A 22258-nucleotide genomic window follows, 5' to 3' on the forward strand; every position below is an offset into this window, starting at 1 on the left:
TCGATGCTGGTCAGGTGATCGCGATCACCCCCGGGTATCGCTGAGATGTCTGCGCAGATCCATGGACCAGAACACCAGCGATAGCGCGATCCCCGCCACCGGCCAGATCATGCCGATGAACAGCGGCAGTGCATTGGCCTCGCTGTGTGGATCCGGGCCACGCGTCCTGGCGCGCTTTATCGCGACGAGGGCCAACCCGAATACCCATGCGCGGTCGAGCGACATCAACAACAGCCCATCCATTCCCAGCGCTCGCTGTACCCACATCGCGGTTCCCACCGCGGCGGCCGCTGTCGGCAGGAAAGCCCAGCGCAGCCAGGCCGGTCCACGTGCGTCGCTTTCATGGGCGCACTGCCAGCGCAGCAACGCCCTGTAGCCGAGCAACAGCAGCCAGCTGGAAGGTGCCAGCAGGGTCGCCACCGCAATGATCATCCCACCCCGGTACGCATCCACTGCGGGGCTGGCGTTGACTCCCCATGCCGTGACCAGTCCCATGAACAGGCCGATGATTGCGCTACGCAATGCGCCGTATCGAAGATGGACGCGATGAGACGGCTCGCCGAACCTCGCCCAGAACTCGACCTGGGTCGGATCCAGCCCCGCCGGTACCTCTTCTGCGGGCCAGTATTCCAGCGCGGCAAGCAGGTACGGAGTGTCACGGGCGCGCATGGGGACGATGGCTTCGAGGCGGTTACGCCAACGTGGACGCCGGTCTTGAAGGCGCGCCACGGCGTCATCCATCTCCTGCGTGGACAGATAGCGATCACTGCATTGTTCATAGCGTTGCCGGAGTGTTCCGCGCGACTCGGGCAGCAGCAGCCATGCCTGCCGACAACGCCGTTCCACCGCCGCCAGCCATAACGGATCGAGTTCAAGCGCGATGTCGTCCCAGTCGAAGCCCTGAATGAGCGTGCTGAAGTGCGCCTCCGACAGCGGCGGCTGTTCCCGGTGCAGGTGGTCCAGCAGTGCCCACCCAACGTCGTTGCGAAACCGCAGCGACCAGCTCAACGCCCGCTCCTGCAACAACACGGCCAGCGAGGATGCGCTTGCGACTGCCGCATGCTGGACGATATCGAGCGCTACGCCATGCGGATCCAGAACGGGCGCAGCCGTGTCGGCCAGGACAACCCGTGGGATATCAGAAGCCTCCCTACCTGCCTGTCCAGCATCGGGTACGACGCGTGCGTGGTGCCCCTCGTCCGCCGTACTGCGGCACAGCGCAAGTGCGTGCTGGTAGCAGGCATGCAGGTCCTGGAATGCGTCAGCATCGTCATCGGGTCGATTGGAGCGCAGCAGACGCGCGTAGGCACGCTTTATCGCGCGCTCGTCGCCCTGTCCGGCGAGCTCCAGCAGTTCCTCCCCTGTACTCATGCATCTGCCTCCATCGCATCCAACGCAGCACTGAACGCATCGCGCTGCTCGGAAATACGGGCAGGGTCCTGACCTTCCAAGGTGGATCGGAACTGCGCCAACCACCCCTGTACGTCGTCCCTATTGTCGATGTACTCCGCATACACCCGTTCGGCACGCGCCATCAGTGCCACGTTTGGCAAATGCTCGCGCGGATGCACCTTCAGCGCCTGCAGCGCGGCCAACCGCACCTCTATCTGGGCGGTATCCAGTGCGCCCTCATTTCGCTGCAGAACCAGGTCATGCCTGCGCCCGTCACTGGTGTCAGTGATTTCCACCTGCAGCAAGCCATCCACGTCGTAGGTGAAGCGCACCCGGAAGCTGCCATCACCACCGCGCGCTGGATCGATGGGTATTTCCAGTCGGCCGAGCAGGATATTGCGCTCTACCACCGGGTGTTCGCCCTGGTAGACGCCGACCGACAGCATCTTCTGCTTGTCTGACATCGGGCTGATCGACTGCTCGCGACTGACAGGCACCACGCTGTTGCGCGGAATCAGCGGCAGGAAATAGCCCGGGTGATAGCGACCACGTTCGTCCATACGCGATATGTCGATGCCAAGCGTGTAGGGGCACACGTCAGTCAACACGATTTCATTGAGATCGATGGCCCGTTCCTTGAGGCCCGCCGCAAGCGTGGCGCCCAGCGCGATGGCCTGGTCCGGGTGAATGTGCCGCAAGGGCAGGCGGCCCAGCAGTCGAGTCGCAAGTCGCCCGACCATCGGCATGCGCACCGCGCCGCCAACCAGCACCACATCATCAATGTCGTCGGCACCCAGCCGGGCATCGCGCAACGCGCGTTCGATGGGCAGGCGCATGCGCTGCAGCAACGGCGCGGCCAGTGTCTCGAAACGCTCCGCGGTGCAGTCCCATTGTACTGCCGCACCCAGCAGCTGGATCTGCAGCGTGCTGTCGCCTCGGATCGACAGCCCTTGCTTGAACGTTTCCATCTGCTGGCGCAGTCGCGCGAGCTCCGGCGCCGGCAACCGTTTCAGATCGGTGGCGGTATCGGTTGCAAACGCCTGCAGCAGCACGTCCAGGAAGTCCTCACCCCCCAGGAAGGTGTCGCCTGCGGACGCGTGGACTTCGACGACGCCGTCGAACAACTCGAGGATCGACACATCGAACGTGCCACCGCCCAGGTCCAGTACCAGGATCCTGCCTTCGTCCTCGCGGTCACGCAGCCCATAGGCCAGCGCCGCAGCGGTGGGCTCATTGATCAAGCGTTCAACGCGGATGCCGGCCAGCTCTCCCGCCGTCCGCGTCGCCTTGCGCTGCGCGTCGCTGAAATAGGCCGGCACGCTGATCACGGCCTCTTCGATACGAACGCCAAGTGCCGCTTCGGCGTCGGCAAGCAGCGATCGCAGTACCAGTGCGGAGAGTTCCTCAGGACGGAACCTGCGCTCGCCTAGCGTGACCTCATGGTCGGTGCCCATGAGTCGCTTGAACGTTGCCGCCGTCAGCTGAGGGTGGGTCACCAGCCGTTCCCGGGCCGCCCTTCCGACCAGGACCGTGTCGCCGTCCAGGCTGACCACCGAAGGTGTCAGCAGTTCACCATAAGCGTTGGAAAACAGGCGGCCCCCTTGGCCGTCATGCACCCCGATCAACGAATGCGTCGTGCCCAGATCGATCCCTACGATCATTCCTGCCATCTCCCCCTGAGAAGCGCTGATTCTAGCCAGCCCCGGCCACCCCTGACCATCGGCCGTTGCCCTGCGGGGCCTCAGTGGCTAAGGTCTCGGGCTGTTCTGACGTACCGGATGTGCCCATGTCTTCACGCAAACCCCTCACCGCCGCGCTGGCGCTTGGCCTGACCCTCGCTGCCGGCGCCCATGCCGACGAAGGCATGTGGATGCCGACCCAGCTGCCGGACCTGGCCAAACCGCTGAAGGCGGCGGGCTTCAAGGGCAACCCGGGCGACCTGGCCAACGTCACCGCGCCGCCGTTGAGTGCGGTGGTGCGTGCGGGTGGCGGCACCGGTTCGTTCGTCTCCGACGACGGCCTGCTGCTCACCAACCACCATGTGGCCATGGGCGTGATCCAGTACAACACCTCGCCCGAGCACAACCTGATCAACGACGGCTTCATCGCCACGGGCCGCAGCGATGAGCGCGCGGCCAACCCCGATTTCCGCGTGCTGGTCACGGTCGGGTTCGACAAGGTCACCGATGAGGTGCTGCGCGATGCGCGCGGCAAGACCGGACGTGCGTATTTCGATGCGGTCGACCACGCCAGCAAGCAGCTGGTGGCCGAGTGCGAGAAAGAAGGCAACGTCCGCTGCAGCGTGGCGGACATGTACTACGGCACCGATTTCTATCGCATCCGCCAACTTGAGCTGAGCGATGTGCGTCTGGTCTACGCACCGCCGCGCGCGATCGGCAATTACGGCGACGAGATCGACAACTTCATGTGGCCGCGCCACACCGGTGATTTCACCCTGCTGCGTGCCTACGTGGGCAAGGACGGCAAGCCCGCGCCGTACAGCGTGGACAACGTGCCGTACCACCCGCCGGCGCACCTGAAGATGGCGATCGACGGCCCGAAGACCGGCGACTACGCGATGCTGGCCGGTTACCCCGGCATCACCTACCGCCATCGCACCGCCGCGGAATTCGCCGGCCAGATCGATGCCGTGCTGCCGCGCCGCGTGGCGGTGTTCCAGCAGATGATCGACACCATCGAAGCGGCCAGTGCGAAGGATGCCCAGGCACGCACCCGCTACGCCTCGCAGCTGCAGTCGCTGAAGAACAACCGCAAGCGGGCCGCCGGGGAGCTGGAAGGCCTGCTGCGCAGCGATGCCAAGGCGCAGCGCGCCGCCGATGAGGCGGCGATGCTGCAGGCCACCGATGCGAAGTACCGGGGCGACATCCAGTCGTTGCTGACCTCGCTGTCCAGCGGCGCCTCGGTGGGCGAGCGCGATCTGCTGCTGGATCTGCTCGCGGCGCAGAGCCAGCTGCTGCGTTCGGCGCTTACCCTGGAGCGCCTGCGCATCGAATCGGCCAAGCCCGATGCCGAGCGCGACACGGGCTACCAGCAGCGCGATCTGGCGCTGATCGAAGGCGTGCTCAAGCAGGTCCAGCGCCGCTACGATCCGGCCATCGAAAAAGCTCTGTTGACCACGCTGCTGACCCGCTACCAGCAGCTGCCCGATGCGCAGCGCGTGCCCGAGTTCGACGCGGCCTTCGGCCGCACGCCGGCCGCGCTGGCCAAGACCCTGGACACGCTGTACGCCAACACGCACCTGGGCGATGAAGCCGAGCGCCTGTCGCGCTTTGCCGCGGCGAGAGAGGGCAAGGCGCTGGCGCGCGATCCGCTGATCGATCTGGCCGGCCCGCTGGTGGCCGCGCAGCTGCGCCTGGATGACGAGCGCAAGACCCGCGAAGGCGAGCAGCTGCGCCTGCGCCCGGCGTACATGCAGGCGCTGTTCGCCTGGCGCGCCAAGCAGGGCCGCGCGGTCTACCCGGATGCGAACCGTACCCTGCGCATCAGCTACGGCAAGGTCGAGGCGCTGTCGCCGCGCGATGCGGTGCATTTCGACCCGGTGACCACCGTGGCCGGGATCGTCGAGAAGAACACCAACGCCTACCCGTTCGATGCGCCCAAGCCGCTGCTGGAGGCGATCGCCAAGGGCGATTTCGGTTCCACCGCCGATCCGGTGCTGAAGACCCAGACGGTCAACTTCCTGACCAACCTGGACACCACCGGGGGCAACTCCGGCTCGCCGGTGCTCAACGCCAAGGGCGAACTGATCGGCCTGAACTTCGACAGCAACTGGGAGTCGGTCAGCGCCAGCTGGTGGTTCGACCCGCGCTTCAAGCGTGCCGTGCACGTGGACATGCGCTACCTGCGCTGGCTGCTGGCCAAGGTCTACCCGGCGCCGGAGCTGCTGAAGGAAATGGGCGTTCCGGCGGAATGAGGCACCGGGCCGGCCACGATCCACGTCGTGGCCGGCCGCTGCGTCTGCCACCTATGTCGCATTTGGCTCGCTTCGAGGTGGCCGCTAGACTGCAGGCCAGCGTAGGGAGGCGAGCGGTCACGTGACGGCAGATCAGGACAACCACAGCGGCGCACTGCTGCCGGTGGTGGACAGGGAACTGGATGGCTTGACCGTCTGGGTGGTCGAGGACGACCCCGAGTTGCTCGCGCTGATGCTCGATGACCTGTCCTGGCGCGGTGCCGCGGTGCGCGGCCTGGGCAGTGCCGAGGCGCTTTATCGCGCGCTGTTGCAGGACCGGTGCGACATCGTCGTGCTGGATGTCGGCCTGCCCGGCGAGGATGGCTATGCCGTGGCCGGCCATCTGCGCCAGGCCGCGGATATGGGCATCGTGATGCTGACCGGGCGTGGCAGTCCGCATGACATGGCCCATGGCCTGACCCAGGGCGCCGATGTGTACCTGGTGAAACCGCTGGATCTGGACGTGCTGGCCGCCGGGCTGCTCAGCCTGCGTCGTCGCCTGTCCGCCGGGCGCCCCGCCGTGCAGACTGTCACGGAGGTGCAGCGGGCCTGGAAGCTCTCTGCTGATGGCTGGACGCTGCACTCGCCCGCCCAGCAGACGTTGGCATTGACCGCGATGGAGCGTGGCGCGCTCCAGCTGTTGTTCGAGGCGGTGGGTGAACCCGTCACGCGCGAGCGCCTGATCGAGCGTGTTACCGACGCCCCGTGGGATTTCGACCCGCACCGGCTCGATGTGCTGGTGCACCGCCTGCGCGCACGCGTACGCACCGCCACCGGCCTTGAACTGCCGATCCGTGCCCTGCGTGGGCAAGGCTACCTGCTGACCCCCTGATCCGGCCGGTGGGCCCGACGTGTGAGGAAGTGTGAGCCAGCGTGAGCGGGCGGCACTGACTTGCCGATGCGGCGACACCACAATGCGCCCCGCTTGAGCGTGCCGATGACGACAGTCACGACCGCTCCAGTCGCATCACGTCACGGGAGCGCAGTGCCTGCCCGCGGTCATCACCGCACCTGGCCGCGTTCCCTCTGAAAGCAGCAGAGACCGGAACAGGGGAACAACGCATGTCCAGCCATAGCGATCGCGCAGCCATCTGCGCGGCGGTGACGCCGTTCGAGCGCGTGTACGCAGCCGCCCGCAAGGGCCGCTGGCGCGCCGCCCTCGCGATGCTGATGCTGGCCATGCCGTTGTCCGCACTGGCAGTGGATCTGCAGATCACCGACTTCTCCGATACCGGCTACGACCCGGTACCGGCGGGCACGACCGTGATCTACAACGTCAAGGTCGAGAACGGTGCCAACGACACCGCGGCCGGCAGCGTCACGATCATCGACTTGCCGGTCGGTACGGCCTTGGGCAGCCCGGCACCGTCCGGTTGCAGCGCTTCGCCCGGCAGTGCCGGCACGACCCGCGTGGTGTGCACCAACCCCACGTTGATCGCCTCCGGCGCGCCGTACCAGTTCAAGCTGCCGGTCACCACGCTGCAGACCCAGCCGGCCACGATCAACCTGCATGCCGCAATTGGATTCGCGGCGGCGTTGCCCCCGGCATCGACCCCGATCGTGGCGCTGCAGAGCAGTGATCCGTTCTTCGCCGGTGACACCAACACGGCCAACAATACGTCCAACCAGACGACCACGATCCAGGCAGCGGCCGATCTGGAGTTGAGCAAGTCCGCCACGCCCGATCCGGTCATCGGTGGCGGCGAGGTCACCTATACCCTTACCGTCAAAAACAACGGTCCCAGTGTCACCACCGGTTTCCGGGTGGTGGACACGCTGCCCCCCAACGTGACGCTGGTGGGCGTGCCGAGCGGCGCCGACTGGAGCTTCAGCGCGCAGAACGGCACCTACAGCGGCACCCTGGCTGTGGGCGCAAGCGCGAGCTATCAGTTCCGCGGCAAGGTCAACGTGGGCACCGGCAACATCGTCAACGCCGCTGTGGTCAACGCCGGTTCGGTGCCTGATGCGGTGCCGGACAACAATACCGCGCAGGTGACCACCGCGGTCACCGCCGGTGCGGACCTGGCGATGTCCAAGTCGGTCTCGCCGGCCCCGGCGGCGGCGGGTTCGATCGTCACCTACACCTTGACCGCGCGCAACGACGGACCCAGCGCCGCCACTGGCGTGGTGGTCACCGATGCGATGCCCGAGGGCTTCGTGATCACCGGCGGCAATGCCCCCGCGGGCTGGACCTGCACCGACAACGCGGGCGCGACCACACGCACCTGCAGCCTGGCCGGCAGCTTCGCGCCGGGCGCGCAGGCGATCATCACCATCACCGCACAGGTGCCTTCGACCGGCACCAACAGCAGCGGCGTGGTCAGCAACACCGCCCAGATCAGCGCGACCACACCGGACCCCGTGCCGGGCAACAATAGTGGCACCGTCGGGCTGACCATCATTCCCGATGGCGCCGATCTGCGCATGAGCAAATCCAAGGCGCCGTTGCTGGTGCCGGTGTGGAACGGCACGGGCGTACGCAGCGACAGCATGATGACCTCCACGCTGGGCGTGCGGAACGAGGGGCCGCGCGCGGTGACCGGCAACCTGCAGGTGGTCGATACGCTGGCCGCCGGCGAACAGTGGGTGGATGCCAGCGGGCAACCCATTCTGCCGGGCACCTCGGTGGCCACCGGCCCGTGGAGCTGCAGCGTCGATCGCGCCTGGGCCGTCGGCCAGGCGCAGACGGTGACGTGCACCCTGACCAGTGGCTATCCAGTCGCCGTCAATGCCAGCGCGCCCGCACTGGCGCTGCAGACGCTTGCGCGCACTGCCGGGGTGCTGCGCAATGACGCCTGCACCGGCGGCAGCGGCGGCTCGCTCGAGCCGACGACCGCTGGCGGCATCGATCGCGATCCCAACGATACCAACGACTGTGCCGGTGGTGAGAGCCGTGCTACCGACGACCGTGCCGACCTGTCGATCACCAAGCAGACCAATGGACCAGGCGACACCGACAACATCATCCGCAACAGCGATGACTCGGTGACCTACACCCTGCAGATCCACAATGCGGGCGAAGCCACCACTGGCGTGGTGGTGAACGACCCGATCCCGGGCTTCGTCACCGGCATGACCACGGTCACCGGCAACGCCAGTCCGGCAGGCTGGAACTGCCGTCTCAGTGGCAGTGCGTGGGTCTGTAATGCGGGCACCACCGTGCTGGGCCGCAACGAGACCGCCACCGTCCGTTTCACCGTGAACCGTGGCCTGTTCGACAGCCAGCTCCAGCCTTCCGGCAGTTGCGGTGGTCAGGCCATGCCGGCCGGTCGCTTCTGCAACACGGCCGGTGTGCGCATCGACCCGGCCATTTCCGGTGCACTCGGCGAGATCGACCAGAGCAACAACACTGCCTCGGACTGGGTCCAGATCGATCCGGTGGCCAATGTCGCCACTACCCTGAAGAGCATCACTTCCGGCACGCCCGGGCGCGCTGGCGTCAACACGACCTACCAGATCACCTACCAGAACAAGGGGCCGTCGACCGCACGTGGCGTGGTCTTCAGCGATGTGTTCACGCTGCCTGCCAACGATGCCGGTTTCGTGTTGATCTCCGCCCTGCGCACCGGTGCGGATGCGGCGAGCAAGCTCTGCACCGTAACCGCACGCGACCCCTCGATCAGCTCCGCAGCAGCGCCCGGCGGCACGTCCTGGTTCAACACCGGCAGCGCACCCGCCACGCTGACCTTGACCTGTGCGCCCAAGGAGATGGCCAACAACTCCACCGAAACCATGACGGTGGTGATCCGCCCGAACGTCAACAGTGGCAACACCGGACGCCAGTTCACCAACACCGGCAGCTTCCATTTCGACCTTGATGGCGATGGCACCGCAGATCCGTCCAGCGGCACCGATGCCAATGGTCTTACCTACGATTACAACAGCCGCACCGATGACGACAGCAAAGACGCCACGTTGAACTTCGACGCCGGGCGTGTGGACCTGATCGTCAACAAGATCGATCAGAACTTCGACGGTGCGGTCGACCCGCTGGGCTTCGACTCGCGCGCCGGTATGGAGACCAACAACTACATCTACTACCAGATCAGCGTGCGCAACGACGGCCCTTCCCTGGCCACGCAGACGATGATCGATGACACGATCCGTCCGGCTGCGGGCGCGAGCATCAGCCTGGTGGGCAGCCGCACCGGTACCGCCACCACGCCGCAGGGCGCCTTGGAGCCGGTCGGTACCCGCTGTTCGATGGCTGCCGGCAGCACCAATCCGAGCACCGGCCCGCAGACCATTTCCTGCACCATGCCCAGCGTAGGCGTGATCACGACCGACGACGGGGTGATCGCCAGCGAACAGACCAGCTACCTGTACCTGGTCTACCAGTACATGACCGCGCCGCCGGCCACCGGCGAAACGCTGCGCAACTCGGTCACCGCGCGCTCGGCCGAGGCCGAGAGCGATACCAGCAACAACACCGCCACCCAGGAAACCAGCATCCGCACCCGCTCGGATCTGGAGATGAAGAAGTCCAGCGTGGTGATCGCGCCCAGCGCCGACCCTGGCGTCGCGCTGCCTGCCGACGCCGGCACGGTCAGCCTGCATCAGCCGTTCTGGTTCGTGCTGGACGTGGTCAACCACGGCCCCGGGCACAGCCTCTCGCGCGACCGCACCGGGACCAACCCGCTCAACGGCGAAGGCGTGGCCGTCACCGACACGTTGCCCGCAGGGCTTGAGGTGATCGGCGGCGCCGCTGCGATCACCTGGCAGAAGATCGGCACCACCGCCGATCCGGGCGTGCAGACCACCGGCATGGGCAACTGCCTGCTGGCTGGCCGCACCGTCACCTGCCGCATGGGCGATCTGGCGCTGGACGGGCGCGTACGCGTGCTGATCCCGGCACGCTGGACCACACTGCCGGCCAATGGCAGCGGCATCAATACCGCCAAGGCCACCAGTGACCAGCTCGATCCCGAGCCGGGCAACAACGACGATACGACGACCCACACCGTGGTCCGTTCCTCGCTGACCGGCGTGGTGTTCCAGGACCGCGACCGCAGCGGCACCAACGGCGGCACGCTGCAGAGTGGCGAGCCGGTGATCTCCGGCGTGACCGTGTACCTCAGCGGTGAAGATGCCTATGGCGCCGTGGTCGCACGGGAGGCCACCACCGATGCGCAGGGCGTGTATCGCTTCGAGAACCTTGCCCCGGCCGGTGCTGCCGGTTACACCCTTACCCAGGCCCAGCCTGTGGCCTACGTCAACGGCCCGGTCGCACCGCCCACCAGCGGCGCCGAAGCGCCGTCGGCCGGTGGCGTGTTCGCTGCCGTGACCCCGGCCAGCACCGCCGATTCGGTCTACACCTCGATCCTGCTGGGCGCCGGCGTGGATGCGGTGCGCTACAACTTCCCGGAAGTGCGTCGCCCGTCGCTGTCCGGCTTCGTCTATGTGGACAGCAACTACAGCAACGTACGCGACGCCGGCGATGCGCCGATCGCCAATGCCACCCTTGAACTGCTCGATGCCGCGGGGACGGTGGTTGCGACCCGCACCACCGGTAACGATGGCAGCTACAGCTTCATCGATCTGGATCCACTGCAGGCCTATACGCTGCGCGAAGTGCTGCCCGATGGCAGCTATCGCAACCGCCCCGGCGCGATAAATCCGGGTCTGATCGGTGGGATCGCCTGCACGAGCTGTACGGTGGCCACCGGCGCGAGCGGCGATGCGCCCACGACCGACCGCATTGCCGGCATCGATCTGTCCAATGGCGAAGATGGCACCGCGTTCAATTTCGGCGAAGACGCGATCACGTCCATTTCCGGCCATGTCTATCTGGACCGCAACGGCAATGGCGACTTCGACGCCGGTGACGCCGGCGACCGCGGCTCGCAGCCCAATGGTGGCCTGCTGGACGTCACCATCACTCTGACCGGCGCAGGCCCGGACGGCATCCATGGCACCGCCGACGATCTGCCGCCGGTGAGCGTTCAGACCGATGCACAGGGCCGTTACACCTTCGAAAATCTGGTCGTGGGGCAGAACTACCGCATCACTGAAACGCAGCCGCAGGGCTACGCGGATGCGGCCGAGAACCCGAGCAACCAGATCGACATCACCGCGCTGCCGTTGACCGGTTCCAACGGTAATGACTTCGGTGAGACGCTCGGCTCGATTGCCGGCTCGGTCTACGAAGATTTCTCCAACGTGGCCACCGGCAACAACAACGGCCTGCGCGACAGCGGCGAGAACCCGATCGCCAACGTGATCGTGACGCTCACCGGTACCGATGTGCTCGGCAATCCGGTCAACCTGACCGCGACCACCGACGCCGATGGCGCATACCGCTTCAGCGACCTGCTGCCGGCCCAGGCGGGCACCGGCTACACACTGACGGAAACCCAGCCGGCCACGTACCTGGACGGCAAGCACACCGCCGGCAACGCCGCCACGCCGGGCAGCACCGCCGTGCCCAACGTGATCTCCGGCATCGCCATCAACGCCGGACAGGACGCTACCGGCTACCTGTTCGGTGAGCTGGCCAACGCCCCGATCAGCGGCACGGTCTACCTGGACCGCAACGATGACGGCGACAACAACGCCGGCGATGTCGGCATCCCCGGCGTGCAGGTGATCATCGTGGGTGCAGGCCCGGACGGAGTGTTCGGCACCACCGACGACACCACCGAAACGCTGGTGACCAATGCCGATGGCCATTACAGCTATCCCGGCGCCGTGGCCGGCCAGGATTACCGCATCACCGAGACCCAGCCGACCGGCTTGGCCGAGGGACGCGAAACCCCGGCCAACCTGATCACGATCACCAACCTGCCCGCGGCCGGTTCCACCGGCAATGACTTCGGCGAGCGCGCTGTTGCACTCTCCGGCACGGTCTACCTGGACCGCAACAACAACGGCGTGCAGGACGCCGGCGAACCGGGCCTGCCCAACGTGCAGGTGCAGCTGCCGGGCGGCACCGTGGATGCGCTGGGCCAGCCGGTCGCGACGATCGCGACCGACGCCGACGGGCGGTATCGCTTCGACGACCTGCTGGCGGGCACCTATACGGTGACCCAGCAGGCCGCGCAGCCGGTGTTCAATGGCGTCGCCACGATCAATGGCATTACGGCCGCCGGCACCATCGACGGCACTGCAGTCGGCACCGCCACCCCGGTGGCAAGCGTACCCAGTGCGATCAGCGCGGTGGTGCTGCCGGCGGGCAAGGCCTCGATCAGCAACAACTTCGGTGAAGTGCTCGCGGTGGCCGTGTCCGGCACCGTGTTCTTCGACGCCGACAACAACGGTGCGCAGAACGGCGCGGCCGAAACCGGCATCGAAGGCGTGACCATCGAGTTGACCGGGACCGACGACACCGGCGCCAGCGTCACCCGCAGCGTGCAGACCGATGCCGATGGCCGTTTCGCCTTCGCCGATCTGCGCCCGGGCACGTACACCCTGACCGAACCGCAGCAGCCCACCGGCACCAGCAATGGCATCACTACCGCCGGCACCATCGACGGCGTCAGCAGCGGCACCGCCACGCCGGTGACCACCGTGCCCAGCCGCATCGGCACCATCGATCTGACCACCCCGGGCAGCGCCTCGGTGGACAACCTGTTCGGCGAGATTCCGCTCAACAGCGGGATCAGCGGCAAGGTGTGGACCGACCGCAACAACGATGGCGTGGTCGACCCGGGTGAGACCGGTCTGGCCAACGTCACCATCACCCTGACCGGCACGGACCTGGTCGGCAATCCGATTACCCGCGACACCGTGACCGACGCCGACGGCAACTACAGCTTCAGCGATCTGCCGCCGGGCACCTATACCGTGACCGAGCCGGACCAGCCGACGGGCACCCGTGACGGCCGCACCGTGGCCGGCAGCACCGGTGGCACGGTGACGGCACCGGGCACCGCGCCGTCGACGATCGCCGGCCTGGTGCTGGGCGTGAACCAGCAGTCGGTGAACAACAACTTCGGTGAGATCCCGACCGGCAGCATCGCCGGCCGCGTGTACAACGACAGCAATGACAACGGGGTGGTCGACACGGGTGAGGGCGGCATCGCCAACGTCACCGTGGTGCTGACCGGCACCGACGACCTGGGCCAGGCTGTCTCGATCACGCTTACCACCGACGCCGACGGCCGCTACCGGTTCGATGGGCTGCGCCCGGGCACCTACACCGTGACCGAGCCGACCCAGCCGCCGCAGACCCTCAACGGCATCACCAGTGCCGGTGCGGTGGACGGCATCGCCACCGGCGTGGCCACCGGCCGCGAGACCGTGCCCTCGGCGATCAGCCAGATCGTGCTGCCGCTGGGCGGCCATTCGCTGGACAACAACTTCGGTGAGATCGGTGATTCGCCGGACATGCTGGTCAGCAAGTCCGCCGGCAGCACGCGCTTCACCGTCAACAACATCGCCACCTACACCATCCAGGTGCGCAATGGCGGGCAACAGCCGTCGCGCGGCGAGTACGTGGTGCAGGACCGCCTGCCGCAGGGGCTGACCCTGGCCGCCGCGCCGAGCGGGACCGGCTGGGTCTGCACCGGCGCCGTGGGTGACACCCGCTTCGACTGCCGCAGCCAGCAGGTCGTGGCTGCGGGTGCCACCTCGGTGGACACGATCAGCGTGCAGGCCCTGGTGGGCGCCGCTGCCGCAGAGGCTGGCAGTGTCAACAACGCGGTACTGGTCGAAGGCGGTGGCGAGAATGAGTTCCGCACGCCGACGCCGGCCGAGCGCGGCGCGTTCGAGGGCGATGTGACCCAGCTGCCCGAGTGCGTGGACGCGATCCAGTTCAACGCCTGCCGTGTGCCCAATGCGGTGCAGCTGGCCGCGTCGGTCGGCGGAACCGTGTGGTACGACATCGGTGGCGACGATCAGCTGCTGGACAGCGGCGATCAGCGTCTGTCGTCGTGGATCGTGGAACTGGTCGATCCGGCCACTGGCCAGATCGTCAAGACCACCACGACCGGCGCCGACGGCAGCTACCGCTTTGGCGATGTGGTGCCGGGCGTCATCTGGAACATCCGCTTCCGCGACCCGGCCTCCAACATCCTGTGGCCCAACCCGGTCACCCGCGAGTCCGTGAGCGGCATCCAGCAGACCTGCGACGCCCAGGCGGCCATCGCTCGGGCTGGCGTAAGTGCCTGCCGTGTGAGCGACAACGGCATCAGTCAGCTGGAAGTCGTGCTCAGCCCCGGCCAGCATCTGCCGCAGCAGAGCCTGCCGGTGGATCCGTCGGGCGTGGTCTACGACGCCACCACCCGCGACCCGGTGCCGGGCTCGATCGTGACGCTGAGCCCGGTCGGCATGTGTGCCGGCTACGACCCGCGTACCGCCGTGCTCAATGCCGGCAGCGGCGGCTACCGTCTGGAGGGCAGTGCGATCTCGATGACGGTGGGCAGCGAGGGCTTCTACCAGTTCGCCTTCAGCCCAGCCGCGCCGGCGCGCTGCGAATTCCAGCTCACCGTGACGCCCCCGGGCAGCTACCAGTTCGTATCGACGTTGATCCCGCCGCAGGCTGGCGCGCTGTCGCCGGCCGGCAGCGCGGGCGCCAACCATGAGGTGCAGCCGAACCGGCTCGCACCGACCGGTGCGGTCGGCACGGCCACGCAGTACTACCTGACCCTGTTTGCCGGGTCGGACACCGCGGCCATCATCAACAACCACCTGCCGCTGGACACTGCGGTAGCGACCGGCCTGGCGATCAGCAAGAACGGTGACCGCCAGACCGCGGAGATCGGCGACACCGTGCAGTACACGATCACCATCCGCCAGACCGCGGGCAGCGCGCTGCGCACGGTCAACGTGATCGATCGCCTGCCGCGTGGTTTCACCTACATCGACGGCACCGCCCGTGCCGACGGCCGCGCCGTGACCGATCCGTCCGGCAAGCCGGGCCCGTTGCTGGGCTTCGATGTCGGCCCGATCAGCGTCGGCGGCCAGATCGTGCTGACCTACCGTGTGCGGGTCGGTGTGGGTGCGCAGCAAGGGGATGGCATCAACCGTGCGCAGGCCTTCGGCTGTGCCTTCAGCGGTGGCTGCATCGACACCGGCAGCATCACGCCGCTGCCGGGCGCATTGCCGTCCAACCGCGCCGAGTACCGCGTGCGCGTCACCGGCGGTGTGTTCACCGACCAGGCCTGCGTGCTCGGCAAGGTGTTCGTGGACTGCAACAACAACCATGTGCAGGACCGCGAAGAGCTGGGCATCCCCGGCGTGCGCCTGTACTTCTCCGACGGCACCTGGGTGATCAGCGACTCGGAAGGCAAGTACAGCTACTGCGGCCTGCCGCCGCAGAGCCACACGCTGAAGGTGGATGCCAGCACGTTGCCGCTCGGCGCGCGCCTGACCACCAGCAGCAACCGCAACCTGGGCGACGCCGACAGCTTGTTCCTGGACCTCAAGAACGGCGAGCTGCACCGCGCCGATTTCATTGAAGGCAGCTGTGCCAACCCGGTGCTGGAGCAGGTCAAGGCCCGCCGCACCCAGGGCGAGGTGCGTGCGCCGGAGACCGAGACCGGGCAGCCGCCGCTGCGCTTCGACAGCAAACCCGCGCGGGCGCCGCAACAGGCGACCGACTCGGCCAACCAGAGACCGATCGTGCATCCCAGAGTCCACCTGCCTGCTGCCGGCGCTTCGACGGAGGACCAGCCATGAGCCGCGTTCCGACGCTGTCCCGTCTGCCGCGCCTGAGCCTGCTTGCCTGCGCCCTGGCGGCCGTCCCCGCCATGGCACAGAGCGTGGGCAGCCCCGGCCGCTTCACGCCGGTGCTCGGCGATGCCAGCACCCTGTACCCGCGCAGCCCGGCCAGTACCGATGCCGCCCCGCGCGCGCTGGACAACGCGGTGCCGGGCACGCTCGACCGCATCCTGGTCGAGCTGGACCGTGATGGCGTGCCGGCCGATGGCCAGAGCGCCGTGCATGTGCGTGTGCAGCTGCTGGACGCCACCGGCCGCGCGCTGCCGGGTACCACCTACGCCACCATCGAGACCAGCGGCGGCCGCATCCGCCTGCCCGGCTCGCGGACCGACGAACTCGGCCCGGGCGCGCTGGATGCCGACAAGGTCACCCCGGGCATCCAACTGCAGGTGGTCGACGGCATGGCCGAATTCGACCTGCTTGCCCCGCATGAGCCGCAGGACGTGGTGCTGCGCATCACTGCCGGCGCCGAGACGGCCCAGGGCACGATCGGCTTCCTGCCGGAGATGCGTGAGCTGCTGGCCACCGGTCTGATCGAAGGTGTGGTCAACTTCCGCCGGCGCAGCAACGCCGGCCTGATCTCGCCGGTGGAGCATCACGATGCCTTCGACCGTGACATCCGCCGCTGGGAGCGCCAGTTCAACAACGGCAAGGCCAATGCGGCCGCGCGCACCGCGTTCTTCGTCAAGGGCCGGATCAAGGGCGAATATCTGCTCACCGCCGCCTACGACTCGGACAAGGACACCCGTGGCCGCCTGCTGCGCGACATCCAGCCGGAAGAGTTCTACCCGGTCTACGGGGACTCTTCGCTGCGCGGCTTCGATGCGCGTTCGGCCGAGCGCCTGTATGTGCGCATCGACAATCAGCGCAGCTATCTGTTGTACGGCGACTTCCAGACTGGCGACACGCTGGCCACCGTCAGCGGTATTGGCGGCAGTGGCGCGATCCCGCAGCGCAGCCTGGGCACTTACAACCGCACCGCCACCGGCCTGGGCTGGCACTTCGAAAGCGAGCGCGTGCGCAGCAACGTGTTTGCGATGCAGGATTCGCTGCGCCAGGTGATCGAGGAGTTCCGCAGCCAGGGCAGTGGCCCGTATGCGCTGCGCAACAACGCCGTGCTGGAAGGCAGCGAGCGGGTGGAGGTGATCGTGCGCGATCGCAACCAGCCCACCCGCATCACCTCGGTGCGCTCGCTGGCGCGGTTGGTCGATTACAGCTTCGAGCCGTTCTCCGGCCGGATCCTGCTCAATCAGTTCCTGCCGGCGTTCGACAGCGATCTCAATCCGGTGTCGCTGCGCATCACCTATGAGCTGGACCAGGGCACCGAGAAGTTCTGGGTGGTCGGCGCCGATGCGCAGGTCAAACTCACCGAGCAGCTCGAGGTCGGTGCGGCGGCGGTCGATGACCGCAATCCCTATGCCGAGTTCAAGATGGGCAGCGCGAACGCGAGCTACCGGTTCGGTGCCAACACCCTGCTGGTCGCCGAGTTCGCGCGCACCCGCAGCGAGGTCAATACCAACTCGATCAATCAGATCACCTCGCAGGGCCTGAAGGACATCACCGGGGAAGTGGAGGGCGATGCGTGGCGGGTGGAGTTCGCCCACAGCGCCGACAAGCTCGACGCGCGCGTGTTCGCCGCACGTACCGATCCGGCCTTCAACAACCCGGCCGCACCGCTGTACGGTGGCCGCGGCGAGTACAACGCGCGGTTGGCTTACCGTGTCGGCCCGCGGCGGGAACTGTACGTGGAAGGCCTGCGCAGCGAGGACCGCAACCCCGATGGTGGCAAGCGCGATGCCGGCGGTGCCGGTGTACGCATCGGCGCTACCGAACGGCTGACCGTGGACCTGGGCGTACGCAGCATCCGCGAGACCATCGGCGTGACCTCGCCGTGGTCGTCGGGGGTGCCGTTCGGTAATCCCGGCGGTCTCACCGGTGGGTTTGCGACCGGTTCCGGTGGCGGCGCGCTGGGCTACGGCCAGCAGGCGCTGGATCCGCTGACCGGCCTGATGGTCATCAACGGCAGCAGCAGCGGCAGTCCGATCACCAGCGAATTGCCGGTCGGCACCGAGCTGGAATCGGACAGTGCCCGGTTCGGGCTGGGCTACCGCCTGAGCGATCGCCTCAGTGCCGGTGCGGAAGTGGAGCACAGCGTCAGCGGCGAAGACCGCAAGCGCCTGGCGGCCGGCCTGGACTACCAGGTGTTCGAACGCAGCCGTGTGTATGGCCGCTATGAGAAGCAGACCGGCCTGACCAGCGCCTACGGCATCACCACCACCGACCGCGAAGCCGATGCGCTGGTGTTCGGTATCGACAGCAGCTACCTGCGCGATACCCAGACCTTCAGCGAGTACCGCCTGCGCGATTCGATCAGCGGCCGCGATGTGCAAGCCGCCTCGGGTATCCGCAACAACTGGGACATCCGCGAAGGCCTGCGCCTGGCCAGCTCGGCCGAGCACGTCAAGGTGATCGATGGCAGCACCGGCGACAGCACCGGCCTGGCGCTCGCCTTGGATTACAGCGCCAATCCGCTGTGGCGAGGGGCGATCCGTGCCGAGCACCGCATCTCCGAGGATGTGCCCGATACCGAGGTCAATGAGGCATTCAACACCACGCTGCTGCAGTTCATGCTCGCCCGCAAGCTCAGCCGCGATTGGACACTGCTGGCCCGCAACTATCTGCTCAGCACCCGCTACGACGCCCGCGGCGATGTGCTGCAGGATCGTTTCCAGCTCGGCGTGGCGTACCGCGATACCGACCGCAACCGGATCAACGCGCTGGCCCGCTACGAGTACAAGCTGGAGCGCGATGAAAGCGGCCTGACCCTGTCCGACGGCAACACTGTCGATGGCAGCAGCCAGGATGTGCGCACCCGCGCGCATATCGTCTCGGCGCATGCCGACTGGCACCCGTCGCGACCGTGGTGGTTCACCGGCCGCGTGGCCGGCAAGTGGCAGCAGGACCAGTTCGCCTATACCGACAGTGCACGGGTCAACAGCCGCTTCCGCGCGATGCTGTTCTCCGGCCGTGTGGTGTACGACATCACCGAGAACTGGGACATCGGCGTGCTTGGCTCCACCTTCCGTGGGCAGAGCGGTGCCAACCAGTATGCCTACGGCATGGAGGTCGGCCGCCTGCTGCGGCAGAACCTGTGGTTGTCGGCCGGCTACAACTGGAGCGGCTTCGCCGGCGACCGCGATCTGAACGGTTACGAGTACACCCAGCAGGGCGTGTTCCTGCGCCTGCGCTTCAAGTTCGATGAAGACCTTTTCCGGCCGGACCCCGTCCGCTACCGCGACCCGGCACGCTGAGGATGCCCTGATGACGACTCTTTTCCCGATTGACCGTATTGCTCCGTCGCTGCTTGCCGCGGCTCTTCTGGCTGCTGTGGCCGGGCACGCCGACGCGCAGCAGGCGCAGTTGTTGCCGCAGCAGCAGCGCATCACCGATGAGGCGATCCATGCCGACCATGGCACCTATGAGGCCACCCAGGGTCGCATCCAGGCGCTCAATGACGGTGGGCGCCCGATCCGCGACTACCACCTGTCCAAGGCGCAGTGCTGGCTGGACGTGTCCTTCCACGAATACAGTCGCAACGATCGCAGCGCGTTCCCGCAGCAGGCGCTCACCGAATCGGAGACGCTGATCGTGGGCATGGAGCAGGGCGTCTCGCCGCTGCCCACCGATACGCCGCTGGTGAACAACGCCAAGTACCTGCGCGATGACCTGTGGCAGCGCCTGCGGGTACTGCACGGTGCGCCGGGCTTCGTGTGCGCGCAGCAGCAGGTCGCCTGTGGCGAAGTCGAGCTGGTGCACGCCGGTAACGAATTCAACCAGCAGCAGTGGCGCCATTCCAAGCCGTATATCCAGATCGCCGAGGAACTGGTCAATGACGCCGAGGCGCTGGCCCGCCAGTGCGATGTCGGCCCGGCCATCGTCGCTGCGCCGGGGCCGCTGGTGGCCAATGTGCTGTTCGAGTTCGACCGCGATGCGTACCGCGACATCCGCACCTATTCACTGGAAAGCGTGGACCGCGCGCTGGCCAGCATTGCCGATGAGTCCCTGCAGCTTGACGGTGTGACCCTGGTGGGTCATGCCGACCGCATGCAGGGGCGCGGCTTCGATGCCAACCAGGCGTTGTCCGAGCGGCGTGCCCGGACCGTGCGTGAGCTGCTGATCGGGCGGGGTATCGATCCGCACCGCATCCGCTATGAGTACAAGGGCGACACCCAGCAGGTACAGCAATGCGATGGCGTGCGCCCGCGTGCGGCCCTGCTGGAATGCCTGCTCCCCAACCGCCGGGTGGAAGTACGCTTCGATGTGACGCGCTGATCGCAGCGCGCGATCAGCGCGGGTGACCGGTCCCGGTCTGCACATCCTGATCCACCGGGGTGCGCGCCGGCTCCGGGCGTGGCGGAAGCCAGGCCATCGGCCTGCTCCCCGCCAATGACAACCAGCCGCTGGCCATCGCCTTGGCGGGGTCGTGGAGCAGGCTGTACAGATCGACATCGCGGCCGGCGTCCTCGCCCCACAACATGGCCCAGGCATTGTGTCCACTTCGGCGGGCGCTCTGCAGCGCCCGATCGGCGGCACGCAGGCTGTCGTCGAGCGCATCCGGCGCATGCGCGAACAGCGGCAACGGTGCCATGCCGATAGTCGCCGTCAGGGTCAGATGCTGGGCCGGGCCGATGTCCACCACCAGGCGCTCGATCGCGGCACGCAGATGGCTCGCCAGCGCCTGCGCGGCTGGCGCAGCGGTATCGTGCCGGACGACCAGGAAGCTGGCGCCACCCCATCGGGCGATGCGGTCATGGCTGTCGCAGTGTCGGCGCAGGCACTGAGCCACGGCGCGCAACACGGCATCGCCGGCGGCCTCACCGTGTCGCTCGTTGAGGGCTTTGAACGCATCCACTTCCAGCAGCATCACCACGCTGCGCTGATCGGCCCCGCCCTTGGCCCGTTCCGCGGCAAGCAGCTGTTCGGCCTCCCGCCGGTTGATCAGGCCGGTCACCCGGTCGGTGCTGCTCAGCAGGGCGAGGTGATGTCGTTGCCGGCGCATGCGCAGCACGACGAACGTGGCGATGCCCGCCACCACCAACAATGCAATCAGCGCGCCATTGCGCAGCACCCGCACACGATCCAGGTCCTGCATCGCATGGATGTCGGCCGGGTGGATGCTGCGCTCGGCGGTGGCCTGCAGCTTGGCGAGCTGATTGAGCGTCTCCCCTTTGCTGCGAGCCCGATCGATATCACGGGCCTGGCGCGCGTACTGCAGGGCCTGCTCGCGGTTGCCCAGCAAGGTATGGATATCGCCCAGCAGGTCCAGCCCGCCACGGACTTCATCGCTGAAATGGCCGCGCTCAGCCTGCTCCTGAGCCTGTTCCGCCAAGGGGCGCGCCGCTTCCGCACCGGCCTGATCAAGGGTGAGCCGGGCGAGCCGCTGCAGGGTGACCACCTGTCCCTGCGGGTCCTGCGCCGCCTGCCAGGCCAAGGCCCGGCGCAGCCCCGCTTCGGCGGCCGGCAGCTGTCCGCGCAGGCGTTGGATCTCGGCGCGGTGACTGACGATGCGGTGCAGGAACAGGTCCTGGCCGCCCACCCGCGTGCCAATCGCCTCGGCCCGACTGAAGGCCGTGTTGGCCTCTTCAAGCCGCTGCATCTGCAGCAGCGCATACCCGAAGTTGTAGTACAGGATGAGATCGCCGGGATTGGGCGGCCGACGCAGATGCTCGCTCAATGCGGTGGCTTTCTGCAGATAGGTCAGAGCGCCCTGTGCGTCGCCCATCGCGTCGCCGCGGATCATGGCGATCTGCATCAGCGCCCCGATCTGGCCCTGCACGTCGCGTTGGCGGACCGACTCCTCCAGGAAGCGATTGGTCAGCTCAAGTGCCTGGCCATGGTCGCCGCGCCATAACAGCAGGTGTGCGGCGATGGAGTGAGCGCGCAGCTGGTCCTCGGCCGTCGCATCGGCGCGCGCGGCCGCAGCCAGCAGGCGGTCGGGCAGGTCCATCGTCTGGTCGAGGTGGCCCTGCGAGCGCAGTGCCGCACCCAGGCAGCCGACCGCACCGATTTCGATCGACGTGGGCAGAGCGGGTGCCGCAAGCAACGAGCGCGCGATCTGCAGCGAGGTCCGCGGCGCGCTGGTCAGCAGGCCGTGGCACTGCTGCACCTGCGCAGTCAGTGGAACGCTGTCCATGGGGCGCTGCGCCAGCGCGCACGGGGCAGCCAGCCAGGATA

At 67.4% G+C, this 22258-nt stretch carries 8 protein-coding genes; 5 read left to right on the top strand and 3 right to left on the bottom strand.

Translation table 11 applies throughout. The annotated features are described in order from the left end of the window. Positions 1–24 precede the first annotated feature (24 nt). A complete protein-coding gene (locus tag ABE463_RS14690) occupies positions 25–1371 on the bottom strand; it encodes a hypothetical protein (protein WP_259261912.1) in 1347 nt (448 codons plus the stop codon). Next, entirely contained in the window at positions 1368–3053 is a 1686-nt protein-coding gene (locus ABE463_RS14695) for a molecular chaperone HscC (protein WP_346468670.1), read from the bottom strand. Before ABE463_RS14695 ends, ABE463_RS14690 begins: the two co-directional genes overlap by 4 nt. Positions 3054–3178: 125 nt before the next feature. Here ABE463_RS14695 and ABE463_RS14700 point away from each other — a divergent pair, with 125 nt between their 5' ends. From ABE463_RS14700 to ABE463_RS14720, 5 genes are all read left to right on the top strand, one after another. Further along, complete coding sequence (locus tag ABE463_RS14700; protein ID WP_346468671.1) at positions 3179–5326, top strand: S46 family peptidase; 2148 nt, start codon at positions 3179–3181, stop codon at positions 5324–5326. A gap of 121 nt (positions 5327–5447) precedes the next feature. Continuing rightward, positions 5448–6197 carry a response regulator transcription factor gene (locus ABE463_RS14705; protein ID WP_259261915.1) on the top strand — a complete coding sequence of 250 codons (750 nt, stop codon included), beginning with the start codon at positions 5448–5450 and terminating at the stop codon, positions 6195–6197. A 230-nt stretch (positions 6198–6427) separates the two neighbouring features. Next, the gene (locus tag ABE463_RS14710; RefSeq protein WP_346468672.1) at positions 6428–15982 is read left to right on the top strand and encodes an SdrD B-like domain-containing protein; all 9555 of its coding nucleotides are present in this window, start codon (positions 6428–6430) and stop codon (positions 15980–15982) included. Continuing rightward, on the top strand, positions 15979–19335 hold the full coding sequence (locus ABE463_RS14715; protein ID WP_346468673.1) for a hypothetical protein: 3357 nt from the start codon (positions 15979–15981) through the stop codon (positions 19333–19335). The genes ABE463_RS14710 and ABE463_RS14715 overlap by 4 nt, the downstream gene beginning before the upstream one ends. Positions 19336–19345: 10 nt before the next feature. After that, positions 19346–20356 carry an OmpA family protein gene (locus tag ABE463_RS14720; protein WP_259261918.1) on the top strand — a complete coding sequence of 337 codons (1011 nt, stop codon included), beginning with the start codon at positions 19346–19348 and terminating at the stop codon, positions 20354–20356. Between the two features lie 13 nt (positions 20357–20369). On the opposite strand, the gene ABE463_RS14725 is transcribed toward ABE463_RS14720, so the two are convergent. Beyond that, positions 20370–22217, bottom strand: a complete 1848-nt coding sequence (locus ABE463_RS14725) for a diguanylate cyclase (protein WP_346468674.1) — start codon at positions 22215–22217, stop codon at positions 20370–20372. Between the last annotated feature and the right edge of the window lie 41 nt (positions 22218–22258).

The organism is Stenotrophomonas sp. TWI819 (genome assembly GCF_039673075.1).
In the GTDB taxonomy this organism is placed as follows: Bacteria; Pseudomonadota; Gammaproteobacteria; order Xanthomonadales; family Xanthomonadaceae; genus Stenotrophomonas; species Stenotrophomonas rhizophila_B.

Excerpts from the sequence above, each read along its gene's own strand:
- ABE463_RS14690 (WP_259261912.1), bottom strand. The coding sequence starts at position 1,371 with ATGAGTACAGGGGAGGAACTGCTGGAGCTCGCCGGACAGGGCGACGAG.
- ABE463_RS14695 (WP_346468670.1), bottom strand. The coding sequence starts at position 3,053 with ATGATCGTAGGGATCGATCTGGGCACGACGCATTCGTTGATCGGGGTG.
- ABE463_RS14700 (WP_346468671.1), top strand. The coding sequence starts at position 3,179 with ATGTCTTCACGCAAACCCCTCACCGCCGCGCTGGCGCTTGGCCTGACC.
- ABE463_RS14710 (WP_346468672.1), top strand. The coding sequence starts at position 6,428 with ATGTCCAGCCATAGCGATCGCGCAGCCATCTGCGCGGCGGTGACGCCG.
- ABE463_RS14715 (WP_346468673.1), top strand. The coding sequence starts at position 15,979 with ATGAGCCGCGTTCCGACGCTGTCCCGTCTGCCGCGCCTGAGCCTGCTT.
- ABE463_RS14720 (WP_259261918.1), top strand. The coding sequence starts at position 19,346 with ATGACGACTCTTTTCCCGATTGACCGTATTGCTCCGTCGCTGCTTGCC.
- ABE463_RS14725 (WP_346468674.1), bottom strand. The coding sequence starts at position 22,217 with ATGGACAGCGTTCCACTGACTGCGCAGGTGCAGCAGTGCCACGGCCTG.